Origin of the sequence: Phaeobacter gallaeciensis DSM 26640, from assembly GCF_000511385.1 — a bacterium.
GTDB lineage: Bacteria > Pseudomonadota > Alphaproteobacteria > Rhodobacterales > Rhodobacteraceae > Phaeobacter > Phaeobacter gallaeciensis.
Genome location: NC_023137.1, coordinates 426,384 through 442,095 on the forward strand (window position 1 = coordinate 426,384; position 15,712 = coordinate 442,095).

At 57.4% G+C, this 15,712-nt stretch carries 11 protein-coding genes, 1 tRNA gene and 1 pseudogene; 3 read left to right on the forward strand and 10 right to left on the reverse strand.

Going from position 1 to position 15,712, the window contains the following annotated elements; genetic code table 11:
• Nucleotides 1-112 precede the first annotated feature (112 nt).
• From GAL_RS02135 to GAL_RS02145, 3 genes are read right to left on the reverse strand one after another with little or no spacing between them, the layout of a single operon-like run.
• Complete coding sequence (locus GAL_RS02135) at nt 113-1,327, reverse strand: GIY-YIG nuclease family protein (protein WP_024095947.1); 1,215 nt, start codon at nt 1,325-1,327, stop codon at nt 113-115.
• On the reverse strand, nt 1,327-3,399 hold the full coding sequence (locus GAL_RS02140; RefSeq protein ID WP_024095948.1) for a DEAD/DEAH box helicase: 2,073 nt from the start codon (nt 3,397-3,399) through the stop codon (nt 1,327-1,329). The genes GAL_RS02135 and GAL_RS02140 overlap by 1 nt, the downstream gene beginning before the upstream one ends.
• Complete coding sequence (locus GAL_RS02145) at nt 3,400-6,117, reverse strand: class I SAM-dependent DNA methyltransferase (RefSeq protein WP_024095949.1); 2,718 nt, start codon at nt 6,115-6,117, stop codon at nt 3,400-3,402.
• A 396-nt stretch (nt 6,118-6,513) separates the two neighbouring features.
• Between GAL_RS02145 and GAL_RS22935 the strand changes: the two are divergent.
• Together GAL_RS22935 and GAL_RS02150 are read left to right on the forward strand one after the other, a co-directional pair.
• Nucleotides 6,514-6,624, forward strand: a pseudogene (locus GAL_RS22935) (hypothetical protein); the annotation flags it as partial.
• A 59-nt stretch (nt 6,625-6,683) separates the two neighbouring features.
• The gene (locus tag GAL_RS02150) at nt 6,684-7,703 is read left to right on the forward strand and encodes a tyrosine-type recombinase/integrase (protein WP_024095951.1); all 1,020 of its coding nucleotides are present in this window, start codon (nt 6,684-6,686) and stop codon (nt 7,701-7,703) included.
• 106 nt (nt 7,704-7,809) lie between these two features.
• Here the strand turns inward: GAL_RS02150 and GAL_RS02155 are convergent.
• The 5 genes from GAL_RS02155 to GAL_RS02175 all read right to left on the reverse strand — a co-directional run bounded on the left by GAL_RS02155 (nt 7,810) and on the right by GAL_RS02175 (nt 12,235).
• A tRNA-Pro gene (locus GAL_RS02155) sits at nt 7,810-7,886 on the reverse strand.
• A 43-nt stretch (nt 7,887-7,929) separates the two neighbouring features.
• Nucleotides 7,930-8,886, reverse strand: coding sequence for a DMT family transporter (locus GAL_RS02160; protein WP_024095952.1), 957 nt, complete (start codon nt 8,884-8,886; stop codon nt 7,930-7,932).
• A gap of 209 nt (nt 8,887-9,095) precedes the next feature.
• Entirely contained in the window at nt 9,096-10,199 is a 1,104-nt protein-coding gene (leuB, locus tag GAL_RS02165; RefSeq protein WP_024095953.1) for a 3-isopropylmalate dehydrogenase, read from the reverse strand.
• Between the two features lie 141 nt (nt 10,200-10,340).
• Nucleotides 10,341-11,405, reverse strand: coding sequence for an endonuclease/exonuclease/phosphatase family protein (locus GAL_RS02170; protein ID WP_024095954.1), 1,065 nt, complete (start codon nt 11,403-11,405; stop codon nt 10,341-10,343).
• A complete protein-coding gene (locus GAL_RS02175) occupies nt 11,402-12,235 on the reverse strand; it encodes a hypothetical protein (RefSeq protein WP_024095955.1) in 834 nt (277 codons plus the stop codon). Before GAL_RS02175 ends, GAL_RS02170 begins: the two co-directional genes overlap by 4 nt.
• A 359-nt stretch (nt 12,236-12,594) precedes the next feature.
• On the opposite strand from GAL_RS02175, the gene GAL_RS02180 reads away from it, so the two are divergent.
• On the forward strand, nt 12,595-13,572 hold the full coding sequence (locus GAL_RS02180) for a DUF2332 domain-containing protein (protein ID WP_024095956.1): 978 nt from the start codon (nt 12,595-12,597) through the stop codon (nt 13,570-13,572).
• 69 nt (nt 13,573-13,641) lie between these two features.
• Here the strand turns inward: GAL_RS02180 and leuD are convergent, their stop codons facing one another.
• Nucleotides 13,642-14,247: a 3-isopropylmalate dehydratase small subunit gene (gene leuD / locus GAL_RS02185; protein WP_024095957.1), complete on the reverse strand. Its 606-nt coding sequence runs from the start codon at nt 14,245-14,247 to the stop codon at nt 13,642-13,644.
• Nucleotides 14,248-14,259: 12 nt separating this feature from the next.
• Nucleotides 14,260-15,663, reverse strand: coding sequence for a 3-isopropylmalate dehydratase large subunit (gene leuC, locus GAL_RS02190; RefSeq protein WP_024095958.1), 1,404 nt, complete (start codon nt 15,661-15,663; stop codon nt 14,260-14,262).
• Between the last annotated feature and the right edge of the window lie 49 nt (nt 15,664-15,712).

The window sequence follows — 15,712 nt, forward strand, 5'->3', positions numbered from 1 at the left end:
GGGAAGCACGACATGACCATCGCGGATCCAAGCAAACCAATCCTCAATTGTGCGGTTTCGTGCTTCCATTTGTTTTTCCTAATAATTTTAACCAGCCTTATAGTTCGACGGGTTACGATGCCTTGGTTCTGGGTGAAATTTTCTGGCTGGTCGGATCATACCAGAACTCATGCAGCCGCCCTTCTCGGATCAACGCTGCGGCATGACTCACATGCTCTGGCAAAACAAAGAACCATTCCTTGGGGTGGTGCATCTTATTGCCAAAACGATCTGGGACAGTGAGTTTTGCAGGACGCGCTGCTTCGAAGAACCGATGAAGAAGCTTCTCGACCCTTTCCCTGGGTAAGTTTCTTAAACGGTATGTTGCGACGATCTCAACAGGGGCCAGCAGAAAGGTTGGGTCATTCTTGGCATCTGCCACACGACGTTTCACGTCCTGGCTGGTCACACCGATCTTGTGAAGAATGTCGCGGTGTGGCCGGATGTTAGGATCATCGGACATAGATTTTGCGACATAGATTATCCCGGTGACGGCCAGCTGGTCCGCCTCCCATTCCGGATCGAGTGGCCCCAACCCAACCTTCTGAACGGAACGGGCGGTTTTGTCATCGTTCAACGCTTTGCGGAATGAAGCGACCATGGGGTCACTTTCCGTGCCGTTGGACAGCACTATGCGCAACCGGTCTTCCTGAGACAACCCGCCTGAAGATTTACGCATCCGCTCGACTACGAGGCACAGAAGCCCATTTCGGATGAAAACATCCCCGGCGACAGGTTCGATAATCGCCCATTTCTCAACGATCCTGGTTTTCCGCTCACCTGCTTCTAGAGCGGCCTGAATCTGCGAGAACTTGGCTTCGAATTGGTCGAATTCTTGGCAAGGGACAAACTCTGCACGGTGTTCTGGCTGATGCCTCTCCGCAGACGGCGTAACATGACGGAGGTCCGAGAATTCTGTTGGCACCTCCAGATCATCATCAGCAAATATATCGTCCAGACTGTCTGGGATAACATCTTCAGTTGGCTCGTCGCGCCAGTTCGCGTGTTCAGGTTCTGCGGCAGTCAAGAGGCCCAGCCTATCCGCCTCCAACATGTCTTGGGTCGGGGCTTGCCTCAACTTGTCCCAAATGGTTCCCAGGCGCATCTCTTCGTGGTCTTCCGCGTCCGGATCCGGCAGACGACCGTGCTGCTCGAAAAACCGCGTAACGTCGCTGAGAACCGCTGTCCCGCCGTCAGATTTCGACGCAACCTGCTTCTGAGGGGCGACTTGAAGAAGGCCAAACTCGTCAGGCTCGGCGAAGATGTCATCAAGTGTGGGTCTTGGCATCAGAGCGCCCCTTCACGCATTCGTTTGGCTTTCTGGGTTTTGAGCCAGGCCAAGGTCTCGGCCATCCGCTTCTCCAATGCATCAGCTGCGTTCAGATTGGGTTCACGCCCCTCGGAAGCCCGAAACGCCTTGATCCGTGGCCAAAGCGTGCGTGCCTCTTCCTCGGTCATGGCGACGCGGATGGCGACCATGGCGGACTGGACGTGCTGCAGCAACTGAGCGTCGAGCGACTTGGAAGCGACTTCAAACCGTTCTTGGAAGGCATTCACACTGTCAATCAGATCTACGTCGATTTCGCGCACGTTGATGAATTTCTTCACCATTTGCAGAAGTGTGTTCGGGGCACCCTCTGGTTCTTCTTCACCGTTGTCGTCAACATCAGTTGGCTTGCCTTCAAAAACCGCCGCAGCCTCCGCCATCCCACGCTGCTCTTCCTGCCGGGCAAGGGTCAGGATGTTCATATGCGCAGCGAGATGCTGGCGGGCGCTTTCGGTTTCTTCGTCATTGAGGTCCGGATAGCGCGTTTCGATGATGTCTGTCAGAACCATCTGGGTAGCGACCTCAGGGGCCGTGTCAGGCGCCAGAACCCGCTTGTCCATGGCCTGGCAGGCCGCAGCCAGCAGATCATGCATATCCTGCTCGCAGATCTCTTTGGCGCGCACAGTGGGCGGCTCGATCAAGCCCTTGATGCCGATCATGACGTTGCCCTGGCCATCGCTATGCACCGGCTCACGCACGTCCCCGTCTTCGCGGCGATAAAACTTGAAGTTCGGGGCCAGCACCTGCTCCATCAGAAGCGAACCAGAGATCGCCTTGAGCATGTCGTTGACCGCGTCCGAAACCACATCGGTTTCGACCCCTGGCTCTGCCACCAGGTTGGTGAAAGCAGCGCGCGGCTTTCCCGGAGCATCGCGCGTGGCGCGGCCGATAATCTGCACGATTTCTGTGAGCGAGGATCGATACCCGATGGTCAGCGCATGCTCGCACCAGACCCAGTCGAACCCTTCCTTTGCCATGCCAAGCGCGATGATGATGTCCACCTTGGCTCGATCCGCCGCATCATCTCGTTTCCCATCCACGCCCTTTATCTCGCGCGACAGGGCCGTCTTGACGATGCCGCGCCCTGGACCATCGTCAACGAGGTCGGCAACCTTCAGAACCCGCCCCTCGGGCAATTCGATCAGATCGAACCCGGTTTCCGGATCCCGACCGACGTGCTTGCCAAGGAAATCCATGATCTTTCCGACCTCATTGTTCTTGTCATCGAACGCCTCGGACGAGCCACGGTGAGGAATGTGGATGATGGTCTTCTGTGCCGGGTTCAGCACACCTTCCAGTCCGTTGGTATAGTTGCCTTTGTAGAACTGGTAATTCACCCCCAGCGCCTTGAGGTGCTCATAGCCCTCCAGCTGTTCGTAGTAGCTGTAGGTGATCGTGGTGAACTTGGCCTCATCCTCGGGGCGCAGCACGGGGTCGGCGTCGCCACGGAAATAGCTGCCGGTCATGGCCATCAAATGGCATTTCTCGCGAGCCACCAAGGCTCGCAAAATCACGCCGAGGCGGTTGTTGTCCGAGGCCGAGACGTGATGGAATTCATCCACTGCGATGAAGCAATCGTCAAACGCCTCGATCCCCTGATCTTCCATCACCTTGTCATAGGCAAAGCGGAAGGTGGCGTGAGTGCAGACCAGGACCTCAGCGTCTGAGCCCATGAAGTCGACAAAGGCTTTCACCTTCTGATCCTGGGCGTCATCGCCAGTCAGGCAGAGGTTCCACTTGTCCTCGACCTCCCAATCCGCCTCGAACCCATAGCTGGTCAGATCCGTCGAGCGGAATGACCCGCCGATCGAGGTTTCTGGCACGCAGACGATAGTCTTTTCACGGGCCTGATGGCGCATCTTGTCGAGTGCGATGAGCATCAGTGCCCGGCTTTTCCCCGCCGCCGGGGGCGCTTTCAGCAGCAGGAATTGTGCCGCCCGCGCCGCATAGGCCCGCGCCTGCATTTCGCGCATGCCCATGGCGTTGGTCGAGGACTTCGAGCGCCCGTAGGTCACATTGAGCATCTGAGCCATCTATTTGCTCCTTTTGCCGCGCTTGCCTTTCGCAGCCTGTTTTTCAATCTGTTTGATCTTGGCGGCATAGAGCTTGAAAAGATGCTCCAGCCGTTCGGTGTCATTGCGGAAGGGCCGCCCGATATACATGGTCTCCAACAGATCATCATTCTCCCGATGCACCGCGCGCAGGTCGTCGGGCATCTTCTCCGGGTCATAGAGCTGGGCGATGGTCGCTGGGTAATGGGAATAGCGGCACTTCAGGATCTTGCGGGCCGAGGCATTGAGTGCCTCAAGCTGTTCCTCCGAGAACTTTGGCACAGGGAAGGTGTTCCAACCCAAAGTGTTGGAATAGCGGAAATCGGATTTCAGCTTGCCGCAGACGGTTGCGATCCAGATCAAATGGATGCGAGAGGCAATCAGGGCAAGGCACCAGTCGGGAGAGTCCGGGATCAGAAATGCCAAGTTGGAAACCACAGCGCCACGCTCAAGCTTTCCTACAGGGAACCACGCTCTCCGTTCTGAGCTCACAGAGGGAATAATCGTGGGGGAGCCAACTCTCGGCCCTACATGTTGAAAGCGATGGGGCACGGTTGAAAGAAACTCTCTGGTTTCCTTCTTTTTACTCACTTTGCGGATTTCTGCGACCCGCCGTGTCCTCTCACAGACCTCTTCGATCTTCATTGCTTCAGGCAAAGCATCGTCGTCAATCGCCAAACACCAACGGTCCAGCGACTTGATAAAATCTTCTGATCCGGCAAAACGTCGAAGGAACTGGGTAGCGCTGGGTGCTTCGCCCAGCAGGTTGGCCTTCTCAATGTTGGACAGGATCAGATTTCCCCCGTCATTGGGGACGCTACCAGTTACCATCTTTGGAAGAAGGTTAAATATTGGGTTTGGAGCACTCGCTACCGGCACGTCCACCGCGTTAATCAAATACCGATTTATCTGATCGCACTCATGAACAACCCCATCCGAAAAAAGCCTTCTGGTGGTTCCTGTGCTCGGATTTCTCAGACCTACGATAACGCAATTGACTGCAGCCTTGCCTGAGGCGTTATTAGACCACTTGAAGGTTGTATGTGCGAAAAAGATCTCAGCTCCCTTGGAAAGAAGCGCAGGCCACAGTTGGTCAACCTGACGACCTTGGCAAACCGAGTTCGTGGCAACCAGTGCGAATTTGGCAGCTCTACCTGCAATAAAATCCGAAGCAAGAAGGAACCAGCAGCCTACATAGTCGACATATCCATATTTTTTCAGCCGGTCACCGAAGATATACTCCATGTCCTGGAGATGCTGAGTTTCTTTCTTGCCCTTTCCAAGAAACGGCGGATTGCCTGCTATGAACACCTCTTCGCCCTCTCCAGGCGGCGGGCAAACCTCTTCCCAATCCACCTGTAGGGCGTTGTCACAGACGATGTGGGCGCTCTCGCGTAGCGGCAGGCTGGGCGGGCTCTGTCCAAAAACCTCCTTGAACACCGCGTTGGCCTGATACTCCGCGATGAACAGCGCCAGCTTGGCGGTTTCTGCGGCGAAATCGGTGATCTCGATCCCGTGGAAATTGGCGATTTTCACGGCCGAGAACATTTCCTTGGTGCTCTCACCCGTCAGTTCCTCCAGCCGCTCCAGGATCCGCATTTCGCGTTCGCGCAGCTGACGGTAAGAAACGACCAGGAAATTGCCTGATCCACAGGCGGGGTCAAAAACCCGGATCCCCTCGATCCGCGTCAGCGCCCTGCGCAGGCCATTGGGCCGTTCCCAAGCCCTCACTATCTCGGCATCAAGATCATCCAGGAACAGCGGCCCGATCACCTTCATGATGTTGGGCACCGAGGTGTAGTGCATCCCCAGCTCGCTGCGCTGTTTTGGATCAGCCACCGACTGGATCATGGAGCCAAAGATGTCCGGATTGATCTCGCGCCAATCCTCATCACAGGCATCGCGCAGATAGCGATAGGCGGTCACGTCAAAGACGGGCGCGTCGATAGATCCCGCAAAGAGCCCGCCGTTCACATATTCCAGGTCACCCGCCCAGGCAGGAAGATCGCTGCGCTTGTCCTTGGGTTGGTTCATGGCGGTGAAGGAAGCGATAATCACCTCGCGTGCTTCCTCGCCCTTGTTGCCCGCATGGTTGAACAGGATCTGGCTGAACTGGTTATCGGGGAAGATGCCCACGTCCTCGGCAAACATGCAGAAGATCAGCCGCATCATCAGCTGGCTCATCTCATGCCGACGCGCGTCGCTGGCCCAATCCGGGTTCTTGCGCACCAGAGCGTCATAGAGCTTGGCCAGCTTGGCGGTGACCTTGACGTCGATCGGGTTTTCTTCGGCTGCCTCATAGCGTTCCTTGCCCGCAGCAGGCAGGAAGAAGCCGAATTTGTCCCCGATCTCGTCAAAACGGCAATGCAGGGTCTCTCCGCTAACCCGCTGTTGGGCAGCCACCATTTCGCCATCGGTGGCGATCAGGATCGCCGGTTTGGCGGTGGCGGTCTTCTTGGAGTTTCGCAGGGCCTCCAGGGTGACATCGGCCATGCCAGACATGGCAGGCGCAAAGTGGAACTTCTTGTTGACCAGGACGCCGCCGGGCTGATCCGACTTATTGGTCGTGCCATTGCGCAGCTTAGCAATAGCCGCCTGGGCGACATCCGTGGCCTGGGCAAAATCGAACGGGAATTCGTCAGCGTCGAACGGTTTGTCGGAGATCTGTTCCAGGGCTTCGAAGATCTCGGTGGGGTTCATGGAAAGTCCGTTCTTGATAGTTCTGTCTTGGCGAAGCCAAAATTGACTGCGTGGGAAATTTCTAAGTGCGGATAGTGGCTTGCGCAACCTATTGTTGATTTCATCGACCGTGTTTCGGAAGCACGTAGCCGCTAAGATTTTTCAGCTTCTGAAACAATTCCTGAAACACCTATGATCGAATTTTGCTCATTAAAATCATATATTTAATATTTTCCTTTGGGGTTTGGTGCGCATACGAAGTCGCAGTTGCTATAGAGTATTCTGTTAACATGAAAACAGGAGTTGTTCTCGCAATGAGCAAAAGCATCCAGCATGAGGCCCGCAAGAAACGATCCTTTACCATCAGCATGTTCTGCAACACCCTGCCGATGTTCTTGCCGACCCAGGCAGGCCAGCATGAGAGCTGACGAAGCGTTTTTGACTGTTGAAGATTTTGCAGCAGCTTTGCACCGCACCATTTCGTCCAGAACGGTTAGGACGATGATCCACGATGGACAAATTAACGCGACCAAGATTGGGCAGCGTTTTTACATGACACGTGAAGAACTGGCGAGGTTCGTTTCCACATGCCACGCAAACGCAAACCGGCCCGACTCTTCCAGCGCAAAGACGATGGCGCTTGGGTCATCCTCGACGGAGGACAGCAGATCCGGACAGGTTTTGGTGACGGATTTCATAAGGAAGCAGAAGAAGTCCTGAGTGATTACATCGCACGGAAGAGACGACAGGATGATCATGTTTACGAGCCGGGTGAGATCACCGTCGGCGAAGTCCTGGTGCACTACGGTGAAGCCAAGATGAAGACGGTGCGCGACAAGGACCGTTTACTATACACAATTCAGGCTCTGTCGCCTTACTGGGGTGACCTGAAAGTGTCGGAAATCGACATCGATAGGTGTCGTGGTTACACGGCCTGGAGAAAATGTGCAGCTTGGACCGTTCGGCGCGAGATGACGACGCTGAATGCCGCGGTTAAATACGCCTTGGCGACGCGCAGGATCAGTTATGCTCCGATTGTGACCTTGCCGGAAAAGGGGGGTGCGAATGACCGCTGGCTGACTGAGGAAGAAGTGCAGCGTCTGTTGGGCGCTTCCGCACCGCACGTCCAGAGGTTCATCAAGATTGCGCTTTATACTGGGCGCCGCAAGACGGCGATCACGCGACTGAAGTGGATGCCTTCCCTGGATAGTGGTTGGGTCGACCTTGACACTGGTGTGATCCATTTTCTCGGCAAGGCCGAGGCTGAAACCAAGAAGCGCAAAGGCTTGGTCAGGATGCCCGCCACGCTCCACGAGGAAATGAAAACTTGGGTTCAGGAGGGAAGCCACGTGGTGTCCTTCAAGAACACCTCGATACACCGGATCGATAAGGCCTTCCGAGCCGCTGTCGAGCGCGCCGAACTGAAGGACGTAACGCCCCACACCCTCAAGCATACGGTAGTAACCTGGGCGTTCAAAAGGGGCATGACCCTGGAAGACGCGACAGCCTACTTTGCTACCTCGCGCGAAACCTTGGAGAACGTCTACCGATCCTACAGTCCGGATGCGCTGAAGAAGGCCGCCGGGATCATGGACTGGAAAATTTGACGCGCCCTGGCAACGAATGCGCACATCCACCGCACGAAATGTTGCGAATGTCGTTGCGGCAACTTCGCTGAAAACAACAAAGACGCCTTAGGGCGCCTTGTTTTATTGGTCGGAGCGAGAGGATTCGAACCTCCGGCCCCTGCCTCCCGAAGACAGTGCTCTACCAGGCTGAGCTACGCTCCGACCGTGGCGCGGAATTACACGGCAGGAATTGGATATGCAAGCCCTATTCCGCTGGTTTATCCTCGCTTTGCCGTTTCAGCATGAGTGATACATTGGTGCCGCCCGCAGTATATCCACGGCTCCGGGTGCGCAGAACCGGAGTATTGTCGGAGCGCCCGCCAAAGGCTTCTCGCAGCACAATAAAAATGCCGCTGGCGATGATGATGGCGGCGCCGACCAATGTCATCAAATCGACCTTTTCGTTGAAGAGAACCACGCTGAAAAGAGTGGCCCAGATGATCTGCGAATACTGCATGGGGGCGACGATCGCGGCCTCACCGATGGTATAGGCGCTGACGGTCAGCAGGGTTGCGCAGAAGCCAAACAGGGCCACAATCGCGATGCCGCCAAAGGTCACGCCTTCCAGTGGAACATAGACCAGAGGCAGCGCCAATCCCATCACCGCGAAGGTCATCAGCATCGGATAAATCATCAGTACGACCCGGCGTTCATCAGCGCTGATTTTACGCAGAACGACCGATTGGAAGGCGGCACAAAAAGAGGCAAAAAGCGCCGCTGCATGACCCAAGCCAAAACTGGTTGCGCCGGGGCGCAACACCACCATTACGCCGACAAAGCCGACCACGACCGCTGCCAATCGCGGCAGCCCAACGCGTTCGCCCAAGATCGGGATCGACAGCAGAGTGATCAGCAGCGGCGTGGCAAAAAGCAACGCATAGGTTTCCGCCAGCGGCAGTTCGGAGAAAGCATAAAAGGCGCTGGCAGGGATCACAGCCATTGTTGCGGACCGCGCAGCCATCCACCAGGGATGGACAGGTCTCAGATGGCCAGGAGTCGCATCTTTCACCAGCATCAGAACCAGCAGAGGAAAGGATAACAGGCTGCTGAAGAATACCAACTGAACCGGCGACACATCGGCGCCGAGGATCTTGACCACCACATCGTGAGTGGAAAAAATCGCATAGGCCAAGAGGGCAAGCAGAGCGGCTTTTATGTTCATAGGCTTATCCGGATGGCTGCAAAACGCGGCAGATAGCCTGCACCATAGCGCTAACACTGTCAGGGAAATACTAAAAAAACCGATGATTGTCGCGGATCGCACCGTCCAATCGGCGCGTGGTCTGGCTGCCGCGTGTCAGGTTTGCGACCGGTCTGAGGCTGATGCGGCGGGGCCATCGGTGGCCCGCGCCGCGATTTATGCCGAAGCCCTTAGAGGCTGGCGTCAAGGGCGGCGATGATCACATCGCCCATTTCAGACGTGCTGATCGGAGAGACGCCTTCTTCGCCCAGCAGATCGCCGGTGCGGTGACCATCAGCCAGAACTTTCTCTACCGCAGTTTCCAGACGGTCCGCCTCGGACCCCTGATCAAAGCTGTAGCGCAGCGCCATCGCAAAGCTCAGGATACAGGCAATCGGATTTGCCTTGCCTTGGCCCGCGATATCCGGCGCGGACCCGTGTACCGGCTCATACAGCGCCTTGGGTCGGCCGTTTGCCATCGGCGCACCGAGCGAGGCAGACGGCAGCATGCCCAGAGAGCCGGTCAGCATTGCGGCACAGTCGGACAGGATATCGCCAAAGAGATTGTCGGTGAGGATCACGTCAAACTGCTTGGGCGCGCGCACCAGCTGCATCGCGCCGTTGTCAGCATACATGTGGGACAGCTCGACCTCGGGGTAGTCGGCAGAGACGCGGGTGGTCACTTCGCGCCACAGGATGCCGGACTCCATCACATTGGCTTTTTCCATCGAGCAGAGTTTTTTGTTCCGGCGCATGGCCAGTTCAAACGCAGACCGTGCGGCGCGTTCGATTTCACTCTCAGTATAGCGCTGGGTATTGATTCCGACGCGCTCATTGCCCTCTTCAAAGATGCCGCGCGGCTCACCGAAATAGACACCTGAGGTCAGTTCGCGCACGATCATGATGTCGAGACCGGCAACGATGTCCTTTTTCAAGGAGGAGAAATCCGCCAGTGCGTCAAAGCATTGCGCCGGGCGCAGGTTGGAGTAGAGATCCATCTCCTTACGCAGACGCAGAAGGCCGCGCTCGGGCTTCACAGAGAAGTCGAGATCGTCGTATTTCGGGCCACCTACGGCGCCTAGCAGGACGGCGTCGACCTCCTGCGCCTTCTCCATGGTCTCATCCGCCAGCGGTTTGCCATGCACATCGTAGGCGGCACCACCAACAAGATCCTCGCTCACATCGAACTGTAGATCGCGCTTTTCGCCATACCAGGTGATGACCTTGCGGACCTCGGCCATGACCTCGGGGCCGATCCCGTCGCCGGGCAGAATCAGAATCGATGGATTGGACATATGGGTACTCCTTGAAAGCGTTGCTGTCGGGGTAACGGCACATCGCACTTGGGTCAATGTTTCGGGGGCATATAGCGGCTAATCGCTTTGTTTTTATGGCTGAGAGGGCGGTATTCTCGCCATCTTGTTGCAGTGAAACTGCTACGGAATATTCAAATCTGTCCAGACCAGCGCATGACGGCTGGCAGGGCGGTTCGTGTCGCCGTCTGTGGCCGGGATGTTAGCAGGCCATATCAGCCCTGACGCGACAACCTGCAACGCTTGTGAAGGCAGGATGTAGTCGACACGCATCGACCCGGATGTGCCCCAGTTGACGGTATCTGTGTGTCCTGCATTATCCCGTGGCCGTGGATCTTGCAGGCGCGGATCGCGAAGTAGGTCGGCGATGGCCGCGCGGCGACCGGCGCCTTTCTCCGGGTCGAGGTTGGCCCCGCCCACGATGACCCATGGTTCGGCTGGTCTGGGACCAAGCCCACCATCCAGCAGGACCTGCCAAAGCCTGATTTCGTCTTGGTTGCGCAGTCCGTTACGGTCCTCCGGCCCGTCAAACAGCGGGGGTGTTGCCTGAAATGCCAGTACTGATAGCGGTTCACCACTGGGCAGCAGGATGGGGACAACCCAGTGCCCGGTTGTAGACAGACGCTGCGCTGCCAGCGCGTCACGGCTGGGAAAGGGGGGGCCATTGGAGTCGGTTGGCAGTGTGGCGCCGGGCAAGTCCTGCCAGAGCAACTTAGACAGATCTCTCACGTCATCGCGTAGAATAGGCAGTCGAGAGAGGATGGCCATGCCATCCTGCCCGGTGAAGCGGCCATAGCCCTGTGCATCCCGTGCGGTACCCAATCGCCCATCACCGTCCATGTCGCGCCCGGTCTGCATGCCAGTGTTGGGCCGCGCGGCGTAGATATGGCCATAACGGGGAATGCGTTTGGCCAGGAGGTTGCGCAGTTCGGTTGCGCTGCGGCCTTCATAGTCCCAATCAATCCCCTGCAAGACAAGTATATCCGCATCGGCCTCGGTGAGGGTCTGCAAAATGGCGGTTATCTGCGGATCCTTGCTGCGTTGCAGATCTCGCAACAAAAGGCCGGGGCCCTTGCGGGACAGCTCCGTATTGAAGCTGGCGATGCGCAACGTCTTTGCAGGGTCTGCGTCGGCAGGGCTGATCAAGGGCAGAAGAGCGGCCAGCAGAAGCGTGGCCAGCTGTCTCATGCGGTTTGCAATGCCTCTGAACTGGCATAGGCCGCGCGGCGCTTCTGTGCGATCAGATCTGAAATCCGCAGCATCGCGAGCCCGCGCATGATCATCGACGCAGGAACAAAGGCCCAGGCAGAGACGACCCAGACCAGGGTCTGCGGGGCCGCCAGCAGGCCGGGATCCACCACACTGGAGGCGAGCTTTACCATTGCAGGCAGCGCAAAGGGCAGAAGCACGCCACCAACGATATTGATCCGGGCATCCCGTTGCAGTCGCTCAACCACATCGCCGCCGGTCGTGGGGTCGAAGAGAGGCAGATTGGTCCAGACATTGAAAGGCCCGTTGCCGAGCGGCCAGTCCCGAAGCCGGATCGCCAGTGCAAAACCCAGGATGGTGGTGAGGGCAATCATATAGCTGAGCGCCGCTGCCGCCATCACCTGTGTGATAAGATCTGGCGCCACATGGGCAGGCATCATCAAACCGGTCAGCTGGATCGGGGAAAACGCAAAATCAAGTGTGTCGCCCAGCCCTGAGGCCAAACCATGGACCAGCGAGGTGAGGGCGGTGGCTTCCATCGGATGACGGGCCACTAGGCTGACCAGAATGACGATCAGGGCCAGCGATATGAACCGCATTCTGTTCAGCGGAGGAGCCTCGCGAAACTCCACGAAACTTGGATAGCTTGAAAAATACTCGGCGAAGGTCAGCGCTGCGGCGAGGATGGCAAGCAGAGCGATCACCTCGGGTGATCGTGTCGCTGCATCCGGCAACAGGAGCGATGGCATTGCAATCAACAATGCAACAAAGATGCCGCGGATGGCCGCGCCTGTAATCCGTGCTATCACGCCTCGATCCCTTCAAACTGGACTGGCCGGTGCATTGCCGTGCCGTTGTTCCAACTTGATGCCCGCATGCATTTCTTGGTGAAATGTCTCTGCTGAGCGCTGCCTCATTTCCGCCTTATTTGTGCCTGTCAGCGGGATATTGCTCAAGTTCGCACCAGAGTTTCAGCAGGGTTTTGTGTGTTTTGGGTGGTAGGGTGGTGCTGGTTTGCATCAGTGATCGTGGCTGGGGTCGAATAAAAACAACGGTTTATACGGTCGTCCACAAGATGTTGTGGCAGGGCCGCACGGCCGGGATAGTAGGGCCACTCGGGGGAGGTCACGTTTGGCGCGTGCTGCTCGTGGTTTAGTTGGAGGCTGGGATGATTCATCATATTGCGGAACGCTACATCAGATTCGCACAGTTTGAGGCCGCAGGTCAGTCACCCATCTATGAGAGGCTGGCGCTGCATGTGGCTCACTCGCAAAACTGTCTCGGCTTTCTGTCGGTGCTGCCTGCGGATCGCCAGCAACCCAACCTGCTGTTTGCGGCAGTGCGCCACGTTGCAGGTGAGATTTCCTGTTCGGAGGCATTTGATAGGGTCATCCGAGACCGGGCCGAGGAAGTCGCCGCGGTCATGCGAAGACGGACGACGCAAACAAATGAGCCGGGACGCTGTGCTGTCTTGCTGCCCCTTTTGGCGCAGATCACTGGACCGATCGCGCTGATTGAGGTGGGCGCCTCCGCTGGTCTGTGCCTGTTGCCGGATGTCTATGGATATGACTGGGGCGACCATAAGCTGTCCCCGCCGTCGGAGTTTGCACGTCGCTCTCCGATTTTTCAGTGCAGCGCGTCACCGGGTACGCCGCGACCGGTGGCGCACCCTGATATCATCTGGAGGGCGGGGCTGGATCTGAACCCTCTTGATGTCAGTTGTGATGCTGACATGGCCTGGCTGGAGCAGTTGGTCTGGCCTGAACATCAGCTGCGCCTTGATCGACTGCGGTCTGCGATTTCGGTCGCAAAGCATTGTCCGCCACGTGTGGTTTCCGGAGATTTGACGCAGGACCTGCCTGCGCTGATTGCTGAGGCACCGGCCAATGCAACCGTCGTCGTCTTTCACACCGCAGTTCTGACCTATGTCGCGGGTCAACAGCGGCGGGATGCTTTCGCCAAGCAGATGCTTGAGAGTGACGCAATATGGATCAGCAATGAGGGACCGCGCGTCTTCCCTCAGTTTGCAGCCCGTGCAGGTCAGTCTCGGGACGATATGTTCTTACTTATGCAGGACGGTCAGCCCTTGGCATGGACCGGTCCGCATGGGCAGCAGATCGCGTGGCTGTCTGCTGCTGGAGCATAGCACGCAAGATAAAAAGCCGCCCATGAGGGCGGCTTTTCGCTGTGATATCGAAGGTTACCTGATGTCGATTCAGACCCAGGGGCGCTCTTGCGAAGCTTTGTCTTCAAAGCTGGCGATGGAGGTGGATTTTTCCATGGTCAGACCGATGTCGTCGAGCCCGTTCAGCAGGCAGTGCTTTTTGAACGCATCAACGTCGAATTTGATCACCTCACCATCAGACGTGGTGATCTCCTGCGCTTCCAGATCGACGGTCATGCGTGCGTTGGCACCTTTTTCCGCGTCCTTCATCAGCAGATCTACCTGCTCTTGCGGCAGGACAATCGGCAAGATGCCGTTCTTGAAGCTGTTGTTGAAGAAGATGTCCGCAAAGGATGTGGACACAATGCATTTGATACCAAAGTCGGCAATCGCCCAAGGCGCGTGTTCGCGCGATGAGCCGCAGCCAAAGTTGTCGCCCGCAATCAGGATCTCGGCATCGCGATACTGCGGCTTGTTCAGCACGAAGTCGGCAATCTCGGATCCGTCGCGGTTATAGCGCATCTCGTCGAACAGGTTCTTGCCGAAACCGGTGCGCTGAATGGACTTCAGGAACACCTTCGGAATGATCATGTCGGTGTCGATGTTGACCAGCGGCATGGGGGCAGCGATGCCTTGGATTTTTGTGAATTTTTCCATTTTGCTGGCTCCTTAGTTCAGCTCGCGCACATCGGTCAGCTTGCCTGTCAGGGCAGCAGCGGCAGCCATGGCTGGGGACACCAGATGGGTGCGACCCTTGTAGCCCTGACGACCTTCGAAGTTCCGGTTGGAGGTTGCGGCACAACGCTCGCCTTCGGACAGCTGGTCGGGGTTCATCGCCAGACACATGGAGCAGCCCGCAAGACGCCACTCGAAACCGGCATCCTGGAGGATCTCGGCGATGCCCTCTTCCTCAGCTTGGGCGCGGACCAACCCGGAGCCGGGTACGACCATGGCACGCATGCCGTCCTTGATCTTCTTGCCCTTCACGACATCAGCCACGGCGCGCAGGTCTTCGATGCGGCCGTTGGTGCAGGACCCGATGAACACGGTGTCGATCTCGATGTCGGTCAGCTTCTGGCCGGGAGTGAGGCCCATGTATTCGATCGAGCGGCGGGCTGCCTCAATCTTGCCGCCGGTGAAATCCTCAGGTGCCGGAACAACACCAGTGATCGGCAGCACGTCCTCGGGGCTGGTGCCCCAAGTCACGACGGGTTGGATGTCCTCACCTTTCAGGGTGATAACTTTGTCGAAATGAGCGCCTTCGTCGGTATAGAGGGTTTTCCACCAATTCAGTGCGGCTTCCCACTGGGCGCCCTTCGGGGCGTGCGGGCGGCCTTTGACATAGTCAAACGTGGTCTCGTCCGGGGCGATCAGACCGGCGCGCGCGCCGCCCTCGATTGCCATATTGCAGACGGTCATGCGGCCTTCCATCGAAAGATCGCGGATCGCTTCTCCGCAATACTCAATAACATAGCCGGTGCCGCCGGCGGTGCCGGTTTCGCCGATGACGGCCAGGGTGATGTCCTTGGCGGTCACCCCTGGTTTCAGCTTGCCGGTGATCTCCACCTTCATGTTTTTGGATTTCTTCTGGATCAGCGTCTGGGTCGCCAGCACGTGCTCCACTTCCGATGTGCCGATGCCATGCGCCAGCGCGCCAAAGGCGCCGTGGGTTGCTGTATGGCTGTCGCCGCAGACCACGGTCATGCCGGGCAGGGTCCAGCCCTGTTCCGGGCCGACGATGTGTACGATGCCCTGGCGGACATCATCCACGGGGTAGTAATGTACGCCGAATTCGCGGGCATTCTTGTCGAGTGCTTCGACCTGAATGCGGCTTTCCTCATTCTCGATGCCTTTGGCGCGGTCGAGTGTGGTCGGCACGTTGTGGTCTGGCACAGCAATGGTTTTGTCGGGCGCGTGTACCTTGCGGCCTGCCATGCGCAGGCCTTCAAACGCCTGCGGGCTGGTCACTTCGTGAACCAGATGGCGGTCAATATAGAGCAGGCAGGTGCCGTCTTCTGCTTCATGCGCAACATGCGCATCCCAGATTTTGTCGTAGAGCGTCTTGGGGGACATAGGTCCTCTCCCGTAGTTTTTGGAGTAAGCTGGCAAAGGGCTGGATCGC

Bases quoted from the DNA above. Each gene is read 5' to 3' on its own strand.
- GAL_RS02160 (WP_024095952.1), bottom strand. From the start codon at position 8,886: ATGAACATAAAAGCCGCTCTGCTTGCCCTCTTGGCCTATGCGATTTTT.
- GAL_RS02135 (WP_024095947.1), bottom strand. From the start codon at position 1,327: ATGCCAAGACCCACACTTGATGACATCTTCGCCGAGCCTGACGAGTTT.
- leuD (WP_024095957.1), bottom strand. From the start codon at position 14,247: ATGGAAAAATTCACAAAAATCCAAGGCATCGCTGCCCCCATGCCGCTG.
- GAL_RS02145 (WP_024095949.1), bottom strand. From the start codon at position 6,117: ATGAACCCCACCGAGATCTTCGAAGCCCTGGAACAGATCTCCGACAAA.
- GAL_RS02150 (WP_024095951.1), top strand. From the start codon at position 6,684: ATGCCACGCAAACGCAAACCGGCCCGACTCTTCCAGCGCAAAGACGAT.
- GAL_RS02140 (WP_024095948.1), bottom strand. From the start codon at position 3,399: ATGGCTCAGATGCTCAATGTGACCTACGGGCGCTCGAAGTCCTCGACC.
- GAL_RS02170 (WP_024095954.1), bottom strand. From the start codon at position 11,405: ATGAGACAGCTGGCCACGCTTCTGCTGGCCGCTCTTCTGCCCTTGATC.
- leuC (WP_024095958.1), bottom strand. From the start codon at position 15,663: ATGTCCCCCAAGACGCTCTACGACAAAATCTGGGATGCGCATGTTGCG.
- leuB (WP_024095953.1), bottom strand. From the start codon at position 10,199: ATGTCCAATCCATCGATTCTGATTCTGCCCGGCGACGGGATCGGCCCC.
- GAL_RS02180 (WP_024095956.1), top strand. From the start codon at position 12,595: ATGATTCATCATATTGCGGAACGCTACATCAGATTCGCACAGTTTGAG.